We start from the raw sequence: 13,088 nt of genomic DNA on the forward strand, positions 1-13,088 counted from the left end.
GTGCCCGATTCTTACGGAATCAGGAACACGCCGCCAACCCAGGCACCCGCTTCGAGGACGGCGCCTCGCAGGCTGATGGGAATGGGATAGATCATGTAGGGCGCACAACTGCCGGGGCGGTAGTAGCCCAGGTCGTAGATGCACTCACACGGCGGCTCCACGCCCATCAGGTAAGGCAGGATGGGGAGCGTCACGAAGAAGTGCGCACCGGAGACGAAGGGCTGCGTGAGGGGGCCCGTCGAGTGACCGTAACGCTCGAGCGCCATTTCTTCAAAGTACAGTGGCTTGTGACACAGGGCCGACGCCTTCCAGGTGAAGGTCGTCAGCGGCCAGGCACGCGGCTCGAAGATCGAGTCGCCCAGGCCGCACTCGCGCGGGAACTCGCCCGCCTCGGGCGTGATGTTGTTGGTGATATCGCCGATCCGCTTGAGCTCGTCCGGTTTGGGGCAAGGCTCGTCATATTCCTTGCGGCGGTCGGCCAATTCGCGCTCGATCGGCGGCGGCGTTTGCATCACGTCGTCGGTCGGCAGCAGATCGGTCGGAACATCATCGATCGAGGGAATGGCCGGTTGAGCCCGAGCGGCCGGCCTCGGCTCGTCTTCGGCATCGGTGGGCTGCTCGAGAAACAGCTCGACGGCATTCGCCGTGAAATCGGCCTGTTGCACCGCGGAATCGCGGAAGGGATCGGCCCCGGGCTTGGTCTTGTTGGCTTTGCGTGGGGCCTCGAAGGCAGCCGGCTGAACGGCCGAGTCTTGGATGGGGGGCTGCGCGGCATTCTCCGTCGCGGTGGTCTCGACCTCGGCAGCCGCGCGGCTGGGACGCCACTTGAGCTTCGACTGCTGCGCCCGCGGAGCGGATTCTTTCGCGGCGACGCTCGTGAGGGGCTTGGCCGATTCGGTCAGTTGTCGATCGATTTCGCGTGCCAACTCGTCGTTGCTGGCCGAGCGATCGGTGACCGTCTGCCTGGGCACAGGGCGCGTGAAGCGCCGGCCACCGGTGGCGGTGTCGCGGACATCGGCCAGCGACGGCGCTGCCATCGAGAGGAGCAACAGGGCGGTCGGAAGCCCGCGTCCCGCCGCACGCCACAACCACGTGGCGGTGGGCTTGCTCGTCCCGCGCGTGGGCGCGAGCGCGCACGCGGCGTTATGCGCCCTCTCCGGACACATACTGCGTGCTGTAGTTTGGTGCTTCCTGCGTAATGGCGATGTCATGGGGATGACTCTCCCGGACACTGGCAGCCGAGACTTGTATGAATTGCGATTCCGTTCGCAGTTCTTCGATCGAGTGAGCGCCGCAGTAGCCCATCCCGGCCCGCAAACCACCTACCAACTGGTAGACGAACGGTCCGAGTTGACCCTTGAACGGCACACGTCCTTCAACCCCCTCGGGCACGAGCTTTTCGGATCCGCGTTCGGCGTTCCCCTGGCGATAACGTTCGCTGGAGCCCTGCACCATGGCGCCCAAAGAGCCCATGCCGCGGTACACCTTGAACGTGCGACCCTGGTACAGGATCATCTCGCCCGGACTCTCGGCCAGACCGGCGAACAAGCCGCCAATCATGATCGAGTGCGCACCCGCGGCGATCGCCTTGGTGATGTCTCCCGAGTAGCGGATGCCGCCGTCGGCGATGATCGGCGTGCCACTGTCGGCGGCCGCTTTGGCCGCGTTCCAGATGGCCGTGATTTGGGGCACACCCACGCCGGAAATAATCCGCGTGGTGCAGATCGAGCCGGGCCCGATCCCCACCTTCACCGCGTCGGCTCCTGCTCGAATGAGGTCGCTTGCACCCTCCCGCGTGGCGACGTTGCCCGCCACCACGTCGATGTCCCAACGTTGCTTGATCTCGCGAACGGTTTCCAGGACGTTCTTCGAGTGGCCGTGGGCACTATCGACCACCACCACATCGACATCCTTGGCGATCAGGCTTTCCACTCTCTCGTATTCGTGGACACCTACCGCAGCCCCGACACGCAACCTCCCTTGCCTGTCTTGACAGGCATTCGGGAAGCGTCGCATCTTGTCGATGTCCTTAATCGTAATAAGCCCGGTCAGTCTGTAGTTTTCGTCCACCAATAGAAGTTTCTCGACCTTATTTGCCATCAAAATCTTTTCAGCTTCCTCAAGTGTCACGGTCCCCGTAGCCGTCACGAGGCTGTCGCGGGTCATGACCTGGGAGACTTTGAGGCTGTTGTCTTCGAGAAACCGCAGATCGCGGCGGGTGAGAATGCCCACCAGGCGTCCCTGCTCGGTGATGGGGACGCCCGAGACGTTCTTCCGCTCCATCAGCTCGCGGGCCTGGGCGATCGTCGTATCGGGGGGGAGCGTGACGGGATCGAAGATGATGCCGTTGGCGCTCCGTTTGACCTTATCGACTTCCTCGGTCTGGCGTTCGATCGACATGTTCTTGTGGATCACGCCCAGACCGCCCGCCTGAGCCAAGGCGATGGCCATCTCGTGCTCGGTGACCGTGTCCATGGGTGAGCTGAGCAGCGGCACATTGAGACGGATGCGTTTGGTCAGCATGGTGCTGACATTGACATCAGCCGGCACGACATCGCTGGCACGAGGGGCCAGCAACACGTCGTCGAAAGTGACCCCTTGGTAGGCAATCTTGTCAACCATCGCACAGCCCTCTCTGGCGGCCAATTGGGAATCCCGGATTATGGCGCGCTGGGAAGAGATTGGCAAACGGGGGCAACCGGCAGGGTGGAGCGGGGGATTTCGGTCTGTAATCGGTCTATTCGAGGGGTACGCGTTCATTGATAATGTCCCCGTGCTAGGACTCGGCAAGACAACTTCCAGGGAGGGACGGTCCGTGCTGACGACTCAAATCGATCCAGAAGCAAAACGACTGGTCATCGCCATCGGAGTCCATGTTGAACATTGGGTCATGAACCATGCTCGATTGGCGGCTGAGCGACGACCCCGGACTGACGGTTCACCGACCGTTTTGCCCGACGATATTCGCGAAGCGTTGAACGCATTTCTCCGCGACGGTGCCAGCGATCTCAATACGGCAATCGATTACGAACAAGGCGCGACGAGCGCGTCCTAATTGCGAGAGGGACAGCGTACTGGATGGGGCAACAATCGAAGAACCCACTCGGGCCAGACGATATTCCGTCGATCATTCTGCTGCGTAGTGAACTGGATGGGGCTTTCCTGGCAGTCGCGAGACGCTACCAACTTGCGGGGCTAAGCGAGGACGAGGCTCGCGACTATGCCTCCACCTTCATTCTCGCCGCGCTCAAACGACTCACGTTCGAGACCGAGCCGCCTCGCGAAGATGCTTCGGTAGCAGAACTGTGGTTCTACATGAAGCAACAGAAACCGCGTGTCTGGTGGGTTCTACTCTCGTCTTTCGCAGCAGCGATGCTTGGTGCGTTCTCATTGGGCGCATTGCTTGGCTGACAAACCCAGGATCCGACCAGCGCCTCGCGGATCCGAGTGCGATAGAAGCGCTGGCAATCGACGGAAGTATCTAATCCAACGCTGTGCCCGAACAAAGACCGTTGAGGTACTCTTCAAGGTTCGTATAGCCGTCGCGGTCGCGATCGGCCGCGCCGTCGGCGGCTGCCTCGGGATCGAGATGGTGTGCCTTTTCCCAGGCGTCAGGCATTCCGTCGCCATCGGTATCTGGTGGTGGAGGCAGGCTGGCGAGCGGTGGCCAGCCGCCGACCTCTCGTTGCGAGTCGATCATGCGATGCGTGCCGGCTCGCACTCCCTCGACGAGCCGCCGATCGACGCTATCGCGAGGATGATCGGCGCCCGCGTTCCGCAGCACGCGCTCGTAGGCGATTTCCGCGGAATCGGTCGCGGGGCGCGCCTCGCCGACGTCGAACTCGTGCTCCGCGCGGATTTCTGCCAAGGATGTTTTCAGATAGTTTCCTTTCGACCAGCGGCTTCTTCAGTTCGATCGTACCTGACAGATCGAACACGATCGTGCGAGGCCCCTGCGCGCTTTCGATGCCGTGGCGTAACGAGCCGAGTCCGGCGTCGGCCAGCGTCGTCACGTGATAGACATCGCCGCCACGACCGCCGCGAGCAAAGCGACCGAAACCTTCGGCACCGGGAAACGCCAACTGATCGCCAATCGCCGTCGTGCTCAGCACGACGGCGATTCCAAGGGCAACGAAGCTGGAAAATGCGCTCGTGTGTATTCTGAAGCGAATCAAATGGTTCTCCTTTGGTTGGCCATTTCTACCTCTGCCGCACCGTCGCGTGTGAAACGCCAAGTTGAATTGAATTTCTCGGATGCGAACGTGGCGGCAAAGTTGGAGCGGAGTCTTGCCGGTTTTTACACCGCTCGCCAGCGTGGATGTACCGACGTCACCGCGCGCACGTGCATCGACGGGTGCAGCATGGTCGAGCAGCCATAGAGAACGCCTCGATATTCGCACGTCGCCCCAGTCCGAGGATCTTGCATTCCGGCCACGAGGCGTCCTGCTTCGCAGACTCACGGCTTCGTGGCCGTTGGCTCGGGCTGCACGCGGTTCGAGAGCAGGAAGCTCAGCAAGTCGTAAAACTCCGCCTCGGTGACCAGGTCGGGGACGTTGGCCGGCATGGGCGAAAGCTTCGACACCTCGCGCTCGTCGATCTCGTCGAGCGGCACGCGGACCTCCTTGCCTTGGTTGTCTGCCAGCACCAGCACGCTGCCTTCCTCGCGCAGCACGAGTCCGGACAAGACTTGCCCACCCGTCGTCGCGATCTGCGTGCTGCGGAAGGCCTGATCGACGTTGCGACTGGGATCGAGCACGTCTTCGAGCAAACGCTCCACGCCGCGCTGACCGATGCCGTCGAGCTCGGGCCCGATCTTGGCGCCCGCTCCGCCGATGCGGTGGCAGCCGGCGCAGATCTTGGTGAAGACCGCGCGGCCACGTTCAATATCTCCCGGAGCGGTCTCGTAGCCTTGTCGGCGTGCCGCGATGAGTTGCACGATGCGTTCATCGTCGGCAGGAAGGTCGGCAGTCAACTCGGCGAGCCGCGCGGCGAGGTTCTCGATCTTCGAGGCGTGCAGTCGCGCGTCGACGTCCCGTTCGCGGAGCACGCGGGGCGAGGCCTTGCCCGCCGCCACCGCCGCCAGCAATTCTTCGGCGCCGAGAGCGCTCCCCGCCAGGCCAGCGGCGATTCGCGCGGCGAGCCGTTCCGGCGCGGTTGCGAGCGCCGCGACCAATAGGGCACGGGTCTCCTCGCTGTTCAGATTGGCCAGGACCTCGGCGGCACGCTGGCGCATTTCCATGGCATCGGCTGGATCGCCCACCATGCCCGCCAGCACGGCGACCGATCCGGGTGCGTCGATCGCCACCAGGGCCTCCATGGCGGCGGGGCGCAGGTCGGCAAAGGTCGAATTCGCGGCCAGCACGGCCAGCACGGCCTCGCGCGACGAAGTGAGTCGCATCTCGCGCGCCAAGTCGAGACAATCGCGCACGCGATCGTGCTCGCCGGTCGTGTAGAGCTCGCCCGCCAGTTGCACGCCCCACTCGCTGACGTTCGCTGGCAGCATCAGCGCGCGTTCTTGCGTGGCCCGCTGAACCGCGCGCACGATCTCGAACTGTTCGGCCGGACTGCGCTCCCGGAAGCGCTCGGCCAATTGGAACGCCTCGGCCAGCCGGTCGTCGTCGGCAAACCGGAGCACGTGATGGAGGTAAAGCTCGACTTGCGCCGTGGTGGGATTGGTGCGCGCCAGGTGGTCAGTCAAAAACGCCGCGGACTGAGCGTTGTGTACGCCCAGGCTCACGTCGGCCAGCTTCGTGTCGTTGTCGGGGGTGGCCGCGGCGAGCTTCTCGGCCTCGGCATACATACCCTCTTGCAGCAGATGGTCGCGCAGCGCCATGCGCACGACGTGTACGAGATGCGTGTCGTCGCCCGGCGTCGCGCGCCACAGTTCGAGCAAGGGAGCCAACTGATCGGCACGGGGATGGCGATCCAAGGCATCGGCCGCGACGCGTCGCGCAAAGGGATCATCGTCTTGCAACCTGGCCACGACCAAGGCGCGAATATCGAGCGGCGCCGACGACCATTCCGGTCGCTCGGCCAAGGCCCGCAGCAAATGCACGCGCACCAGCCGATCTTCATCCCCGGCCAGTCGCTCGACCAGGGCATCGTCGAGCAGTCCCTGTCGTTCGAGCAGCCAGAGGGCGTGGGCACGCTGGGGTGCGTTCTTGCTTTCGACGACGGTCTTGAGCACGAGGTCGGCAGGCGCCAACTCCGTCCAGCGATCGGCCAGTTCGTTCGTGGCCAGCGTACGGACCGTGAGATTCTCATCGGCCAGCAGGGCGACGAGCGGCTCCGCCGCGGCGATTTGCTTCAAGTTGGGCATGGCTCGCGGCGCAGGCACATTCCCTTGTTCTCCCTTGTAGACCACGCGCCAGATGCGACCTCGCTCGCGATCGCGTCCCGGGTGCGTGATGGGCACCTCGTAGTGGCCAATGATGCGGTTGTAGAAATCGGCGATGTAGAGCGCTCCGTCGGGCCCCATTTGCAGATCGACCGGACGGAACCAGGGGTCATCGCACGAGATGAAGTCGGGCAACTCGACGGCCTTGTAGGTCGAACCGTGCTGTTCGAGCCGGTCGTGGTTGATGCGTCCGGTCACCGGATTGCCGATCAGGATCGTATCGCGGAACTCGGGCGGAAAATGATCGGCCGTGTAATAGACGACCCCCGCGATTCCCGTCGAGTTGTGCAGATGTCCGATCATCTCCGGACCAAAGCCCAGCCCATCGTGTGGTTTGCCAAAGCTGGGGTACCACGCGCCGCGTAGCAGCATGTAGACAGGCAGCGTGTGGCAATCGGACGAGTACATATTGCCCAGTGGATCGAACGCCAGCCCGAACGGATTCACCTGTCCGTGCGTGAAGTACTCGATGTGCGAGCCATCTTCGCGCAAGCGGTAGGTGTTGCCCGAGTGCATGACGACCGGCTGGCCATCGGCGCCGGCGATCTCGGAGTTGTTCGCGAAGCCGTGACAGCCATAGATCCAACCATCGATCCAGCGACGGAAGGAACTGCCCATGCCGTGCGTATCGACGAAGCCGAAGGTCCCGTAGTAGGGTCGGCGCTCGTCCGCACGGTCATCGCCGTTGGCATCGGGAAAGAACGAAATGTTGGGAATGCTGTAGGCGAGCACGCCTCCCTTCACGGGCAGCACGCCAATCGGAATGTTGAGTTCTTCGGCAAACGTGGTCACCGAGCCGGCTCGGCCGTCGGGTCCCAGGCGATCGAAGATCTTGATCACGTCGCGGTGTGGGGCGCCATCCTTGGCCGGAAAGGGGTATTCGACCGATTCGGTGGCGTAGAGCCGCCCCTGGGCATCGAAGTTCAAGTTGATCGGCTTGCGAATCTCGGGCTCGGCGGCCACGAGCTGAATCTCGAAACCCGGGGGCAGGTGAAATTTTGCCTGTTGCTGCTGTGCTGTCAGCGGATCGGTCGAGGCGACGAGCTCGACCTCGGCCTGGGCAATCGACGCCGCAGCTAGCAACCAGACGACGCCTGAAATCAAGGCAGCAGCGCACGCGGCGCGCGGTTTCCACGCAGACAAAGGGGGCAATCGAAACATGCGGGCGAATCCTGGCGGGAATAGGGCAGGGGGGTGGGTTCCAGTCTAGAAGGGGCCTCCACGAGCTTCAAGGATTCGTCAAGTTCACTCCCTTCCCTGGCCGACCTTGACCCCCTGAGAAGGCACGGCTATTCTCCCGCCTCGCATTTCCAGGCCCCGATGCCGAGGGCCGATACCGCGCGCATCAAGGAGGGTGCAGGCGGCCGATGTCGTATGTCGAAATGGTGGCTACCGCACTGGCGGCCTGGGCCGTGGTCCAGACGCTGCTCGTGCTCTGGCAGATTCACGAAAACCTGCGCTTCGTGCGCAGCCGTCTCCGCTTGCCCCCTGCGCACGACGCGGGGCGCCGCGTGGCACTCATTGCGCCCTGCAAGGGTCTCGAATTCGAGCTCGAACGCAATCTCGCGCCCCTCTTCACGCAAGACTACTCGAACTACGAACTGCTGCTCGTCGTCGAGAGCGAAGCCGATTCGGCCGTGGCTGCGATTCGTCGCCTGATCGCCAGGCATCCGCGCCGCGCCGCGCGACTGGTCGTCGCAGGCCTGGCCACCGACAGCGGGCAGAAAGTCCATAACCTGCGCGTCGCCACCGAGCATCTTCCGGCCGAGGTCGAAGTTCTTGCCTTCGTCGATTCCGATGCCCGACCGGCAAGCGGTTGGCTGCGGCAACTGGTCGAGCGTCTCGATCGCCCCGAGGTGGGAGCGTCGTCCGGTTACCGCTGGTTCATTCCGGCTCAGGATAGTTGGGCCGAGCATGCCCTGACGGCGGCCAATGGCGCGGTGGCTGCCATGCTCGGCGGCAAGCGAATTAACATGGTTTGGGGCGGATCGTGGGCGATTCGCCGCGAGACGTTTGAGGAAATCAAGCTGCGCGATGCCTGGCAGGGAACGTTGAGCGACGATCTCGTCGCCAGCGAGATCCTGTACCGCGCGGGCAAGCAGGTGAATTTCGAGCCGCGCTGCATGGTGGCGTCTCCCTTGGAGACGACGCCCGCCAGCGCCAGCGAATTCGCCAGGCGTCAGTACACCATCGGCCGTTTCTATGCGCCATCGCGGTGGGCGATTTCGACCGTTGGTATCAGCCTGGCCAAGCTTGTCGGAGCGAGCGGAATTGTGGCAATGGTCCTTTATCTGGTCGGACATCGCAGCCTGTGGTGCTCTGGCCAGATCGCGGCGCTCGTGGCCCTGTGCGTGTTGGGTTTCGTCCGCGCGGCCTATCGGCAGCGACTGGCCGTCCTGTGCCTGTCGGCGCAGACCGATCGGTTGGCCTCGTCGCGTCGTAGCGACTTTCTGGCCTGGCCACTCTTTTCGCTGGCGAACTGGGGCTGCCTGCTCGGTTCGCTGTGGAACGACACCGTGACGTGGCGCGGCAATCGATACCAGATTCGGCGCGGCGGTCAGATTCGCCTGGTCGAGCGCGAGACGGCCGACGCGACGCATGTCGAGCGGCAGGCTCCGCGGCCTCCCCATTTCCCACGTGGCGCCGGAGAGCGCAAGAACCAGCGGAGTCGTTCGGCCCGCCGGCGCTAGTTCGCCTTGTGCGGGGGGCGAACGTCTCGCCAGCCAAATCACATTCCAGCAAGCGCGAAGGAGTCCACGATGCACGTCGTTCTCTGGGACACACGCAAACTCGACGTCTCGAAGGATTTTGCCGGCGGCTTTGGCGTGGGGCAGTACCCCGGCGGCGGCGGCATGCGCGGACGCGTCATTCGCTGGGGTTACAAACGCGACTATCGCCCGGTCGCATTGAACTTTGCCTATCTCGGCGCGATCCTGAAGAACCTGGGCCACACGGTCGAGTACGCGCTCGATGAGATCCCCTCGGGGGCGGACCTGTACGTCTTCAATCCCTCGCTCATCACGCTGGCGCTCGAACGGGCCACGATGGCCGAGGTGATCTCGCGCAACCCGCACGCACGGGTATTCGTGATCGGGCTCGTGGGCTATACGCTGCCCGAGGCCTTCGCCGGGATGAAGAACGTCACCGTCATCCGGGGCGAGGCGGAACAACTGCAGTGGAAGCTCGACGAGGTGCTGGCCTCGGATCAGCCGACCGTCGACGTGGGCAGCGTGCGCGACCTCGACACGCTGCCGTTCCCGGACTGGTCGCTGTTCGATTACCGCAAGTTCCGCATCGCGTACGATTTCTGGAAGTATCCGACCGGGCTCGTGCAGCAGAGCCGCGGCTGCACGTTCAAGTGCAACTATTGCCCCTATATCATCGTCGAGAACACGACGCGTTTCCGCAGCCCGGCTTTGATCGCGGAAGAGATGCGCGTCGGCATCGAAAAATATGGCTTCCGCTCGTTCAAGTTCCGCGATCCGTTGTTCGGATTGGATCGCAAGCGGGCCCTGGAGCTGGCCGAGCACATTGGCCGGCTGCCGCGCAAGATTCAGTTCTCGATCGAAAGCCGGATCGATCTATTGCGTCCTGAGACGCTCAAGATGCTGCGCAGCGTGGGGCTGGTGAGCATCACAGTCGGCATCGAGACGCCGAACGAGACCACGTTGAAGCAGTACAAGCGTGCCCCGATCAAGGACGACAAGCAGCGCGAGTTCGTCGAGTTGTGCCGGGGGCTGGGCATTCGCACGGTGGCCGGCTTCATGATCGGGTTTCCCGAGGACACGCCCAGCTCGATTCGCGCCGTGCTGCGCTATGCGAAGGCGGTCTGCCCGACCTATGCCAACTTCAACGTCGTGACGCCGTACCCTGGCACGGAATTTTTCGAGCAGGTGAAGCACGAGATCGCCGACTTCGACTTTACGAAGTACTCGGTCTACACGCCGGTGATGAAGTATCAGCAGCTCACGCCGCAGCAAGTCTCGGAATTGCACGCCAAGTGCTTCACGAGCTACTACTTCCGCTGGCCGTATCTGTTCCAGAACGCGCACCTGATCTGGCCGCTGCTGCAACGATTCGGCATCGGCCTGAAGGCCGTCGCGACCGACGCGGAAGGGCCGCACAACTCGCCGCCGAAGCCGCACGCCGGCGCGTCGAAGCCGACGGCCAGCCTACCGGTTGTCAACACGAACGAGCATGCCTGCAATCACGAGCATTAGTGGTCAGTGGTCAGTGGTCAGGGGTTTGTGGGCAGGGGGCTGGTGGTTAGGGTTTGTCGTCATGCGCAACAGGCATACTGGCTCATCTCTTGGCTCGTGGCTGTCCGTGGGCCGAATTCGCGGGATTTTGCGTTGGTTTGCGCACCACGCGCACCCGTCGGTGATGCTGCGCGGGTGGACTCCGTCGTATGTTCTGCGGTGCTTGGCGGTTGCGCTGTGGCAGCAGGATGGGTGCGTGGGGTCTTGATGACGCTACGGATGGTGATTTTCTGGTGCGCGGTTCGCGCACCGCTTGGCTGTCTCGCCGGGGTTTTTTAACGCGAAGGCGCCAAGGACGCGAAGAGTTGCGACCAGTCGTGGAAGCTTCTGTTCTACTTTACTGGCTTGCGGGGTGGGGGGCGAGGTTCGTTTTCGGCCGCGGTGCTTGCCTGCGGATTTCCGCGAGTCGCCACCCCCAGATCGAATAGCGCAACTTCAAAAAGTGTCCGTGAGGATGTGCCTGGACCGCTCGATTCCCACCTGAAACGTGAGCGACTAATCGATTCGAACGGTATTACCCTGGAGTGAGGCGTGCCGATTCCGGGTCATACCGGAAGTCACCGATCGTGCCATCCTTGATTTTTTGAATCGCCTCGTCGATCACGGGGAGCGGCACGAGAAACCACTCTTTCGGCTCGACTTGCGAGCCGAAGCGGTCCTTCAACTCCAGGTCCAGTCGAGCGCTGCCGAAGAACCTTTGCAGCAGCGCTTCGAGCGCTTTCCGGTTGACGTTCGCCAGCTTGAACGTCGCCACGACCTCCACATCGGCCAAGAGAAATGTCGGATCCTTTTTCGCGTTGGCGACGCGGCCCTTCACACTGCCGCCGGTGACGCCGATTTTGTGCAAAACCGTCCTGTGCTCGGCGACAAAGGGATGCTCCGATTTGCTCCTCAGCACATAGATGTGCCCCGTCGCCAGGTCATCCTCGTCCTCGAGATCCGAGAAGAGCGGTTCCGCGCGTGGCTCGGTGATGCGGCGGCTCGCTTTGTCCTTGTACAGCGCGCGCTGGAGCGATCGCAGCAGCAGATCGCTCTCCGTGCCGTTGTCATAGACGACACGAAGCCTGCGGTCCGGGCGACCGTAGTCACTGACGAATTCGTCGCCCAACTCGGCCACCAGCACCTTCTGACCATCCAGGATGAACAAGTCCCCCTTTGTAAAGTCGGCGTACTCTTTGTATTTCAAGGTTTTCCGCTGGCCTGTCTTTAGATCGCGCTGCACCTGGTCGAAGATTGGCGCGAACTGGTCGAAGTCTTCGCATGCGGTGCGCTTCGCGATTTCCTCCGCAACGCGGATATCCTCGCGCGAGCGCACATGCACCAGCTTTGTCACGTCGTTTTCTGGCGAGTCTTCCGCTCCCAGTGCAGCCAGCAATTCCTCGTCCGTGGATTCCGCTTCGCCCGTGGTGGAACCGCGGTGCGCGGTGGTGTCCAGCAGTCCGCGCGTATCGATGTCCTTCAACACTTCGCGGCACTCGGCCGATTCCCGAATTCGATCCAGCCTTACCGCGTAGAGCCGCTCGAAGATATCGCGGTTCTCGCCATGCTGTGGGGCACGTCCGTGTTCCTCGACGAACCTCAGAATGTCCTCGAACCCCGCAATGATGCGCTGCTCTCGCGCAGTACGACCGCCCTTGGCGACGGGCGCGGTGTCCACGCCCAGCTCTCCCAGCAGGTCTAGATCTTCGTCCGTGACGCGTTCAGCCATGGCGCTCGTCCCTCGCTGCTCGCTGCAAGAAGGCGATCCCCTCCGCCATGCGCTTCTCCCACGCGTCCACGGCAGTCAGCGATGGCAGTCTTCCTCGCTCCGACTTGAATCGCAAGGCGCGCTTTGCCAGCTCGCGAGCCTCGTCCAGCGTCATGCTGGCGCGCTTGGCCGCGATCACCGCCGCCACCTGCTTGAGGCGTTCTTCCCCCATCGACTTGGCCAGAATGGCGTACGCTTCGCTGAAGGGATTGATCCGGTCGATCAGGTCGATGTCGAGTTCGCGCACCGATAAGGCAAACTTGCGCACGCCATCGATGAACGACGTGTTCTTTACTTCTTCTCCGTTGGCCGCGTCGAGCAGTTTCTTGGCCTGCTGCATCAGGTTCAGCGCGGCGACGGCGTGCTGCCGAACCGCTTCCTGGTCCTCGTCGTCGAGGTTGGGGAATTTTTCCTTGACGATCTTGCCCATGCGCACCTGCGTCAATTCCTCGGGGGCCAGCTCGTCGTCGAACATTCCTCGCTCGATCGTTTGCCGATCCTGCACGAAGGCCGTGACCAACTCGGTCAAATCCTCGCGGCAGATGCGTTCCGCCTCCGGACCCTTCGGCGCGGCCAGCCCCTTGATCTCCAACTGAATCAACCCGGTCTGGCGATCGACACCCACATTGCACCGGTCCGGGTCATATCCGCCGTCGCCGTAGTCCAGGCCAGGCGTGGCGGCGTT

General features: G+C 63.0%; 9 protein-coding genes and 1 pseudogene. 4 read left to right on the forward strand and 6 right to left on the reverse strand.

What is annotated here, in order from left to right; all coding sequences use genetic code 11:
* Window positions 1-11 precede the first annotated feature (11 nt).
* On the reverse strand, window positions 12-1,166 hold the full coding sequence (locus KF708_07645) for a hypothetical protein (protein MBX3412545.1): 1,155 nt from the start codon (window positions 1,164-1,166) through the stop codon (window positions 12-14).
* Window positions 1,144-2,622 carry an IMP dehydrogenase gene (gene guaB / locus KF708_07650; GenBank protein ID MBX3412546.1) on the reverse strand — a complete coding sequence of 493 codons (1,479 nt, stop codon included), beginning with the start codon at window positions 2,620-2,622 and terminating at the stop codon, window positions 1,144-1,146. The genes KF708_07645 and guaB overlap by 23 nt, the downstream gene beginning before the upstream one ends.
* Window positions 2,623-2,815: 193 nt before the next feature.
* Between guaB and KF708_07655 the strand changes: the two genes are divergently transcribed.
* Window positions 2,816-3,055, forward strand: coding sequence for a hypothetical protein (locus KF708_07655; GenBank protein MBX3412547.1), 240 nt, complete (start codon window positions 2,816-2,818; stop codon window positions 3,053-3,055).
* 23 nt (window positions 3,056-3,078) lie between these two features.
* The gene (locus tag KF708_07660) at window positions 3,079-3,411 is read left to right on the forward strand and encodes a hypothetical protein (GenBank protein MBX3412548.1); all 333 of its coding nucleotides are present in this window, start codon (window positions 3,079-3,081) and stop codon (window positions 3,409-3,411) included.
* Window positions 3,412-3,481: 70 nt separating this feature from the next.
* Here KF708_07660 and KF708_07665 read toward each other — a convergent pair.
* Both KF708_07665 and KF708_07670 read right to left on the reverse strand, forming a co-directional pair.
* Window positions 3,482-4,160 (reverse strand): annotated as a pseudogene (locus KF708_07665) (hypothetical protein).
* 296 nt (window positions 4,161-4,456) lie between these two features.
* A complete protein-coding gene (locus KF708_07670; protein ID MBX3412549.1) occupies window positions 4,457-7,558 on the reverse strand; it encodes a HEAT repeat domain-containing protein in 3,102 nt (1,033 codons plus the stop codon).
* Window positions 7,559-7,764: 206 nt separating this feature from the next.
* Between KF708_07670 and KF708_07675 the strand changes: the two genes are divergently transcribed.
* Both KF708_07675 and KF708_07680 read left to right on the forward strand, forming a co-directional pair.
* Window positions 7,765-9,087 (forward strand): glycosyltransferase, encoded by a 1,323-nt coding sequence (locus KF708_07675; protein ID MBX3412550.1) that lies wholly within the window; start codon window positions 7,765-7,767, stop codon window positions 9,085-9,087.
* Window positions 9,088-9,156: 69 nt separating this feature from the next.
* Window positions 9,157-10,617 carry a radical SAM protein gene (locus KF708_07680; protein ID MBX3412551.1) on the forward strand — a complete coding sequence of 487 codons (1,461 nt, stop codon included), beginning with the start codon at window positions 9,157-9,159 and terminating at the stop codon, window positions 10,615-10,617.
* 553 nt (window positions 10,618-11,170) lie between these two features.
* Here KF708_07680 and KF708_07685 read toward each other — a convergent pair.
* Together KF708_07685 and KF708_07690 are read right to left on the reverse strand one after the other, a co-directional pair.
* Entirely contained in the window at window positions 11,171-12,364 is a 1,194-nt protein-coding gene (locus tag KF708_07685) for a GIY-YIG nuclease family protein (GenBank protein MBX3412552.1), read from the reverse strand.
* On the reverse strand, window positions 12,357-13,088 hold a 732-nt coding region (locus KF708_07690), incomplete at its 5' end, for a hypothetical protein (GenBank protein ID MBX3412553.1). The genes KF708_07685 and KF708_07690, both read right to left, overlap by 8 nt.

The sequence above is a fragment of the Pirellulales bacterium genome (assembly GCA_019636335.1).
In the GTDB taxonomy this organism is placed as follows: Bacteria; Planctomycetota; Planctomycetia; order Pirellulales; family JAEUIK01; genus JAHBXR01.

Coding starts and splice junctions, on each gene's coding strand:
- KF708_07675 (MBX3412550.1), top strand. CDS start 7,765: ATGTCGTATGTCGAAATGGTGGCTACCGCACTGGCGGCCTGGGCCGTG.
- KF708_07660 (MBX3412548.1), top strand. CDS start 3,079: ATGGGGCAACAATCGAAGAACCCACTCGGGCCAGACGATATTCCGTCG.
- KF708_07670 (MBX3412549.1), bottom strand. CDS start 7,558: ATGTTTCGATTGCCCCCTTTGTCTGCGTGGAAACCGCGCGCCGCGTGC.
- KF708_07680 (MBX3412551.1), top strand. CDS start 9,157: ATGCACGTCGTTCTCTGGGACACACGCAAACTCGACGTCTCGAAGGAT.
- KF708_07685 (MBX3412552.1), bottom strand. CDS start 12,364: ATGGCTGAACGCGTCACGGACGAAGATCTAGACCTGCTGGGAGAGCTG.
- guaB (MBX3412546.1), bottom strand. CDS start 2,622: ATGGTTGACAAGATTGCCTACCAAGGGGTCACTTTCGACGACGTGTTG.
- KF708_07645 (MBX3412545.1), bottom strand. CDS start 1,166: ATGTGTCCGGAGAGGGCGCATAACGCCGCGTGCGCGCTCGCGCCCACG.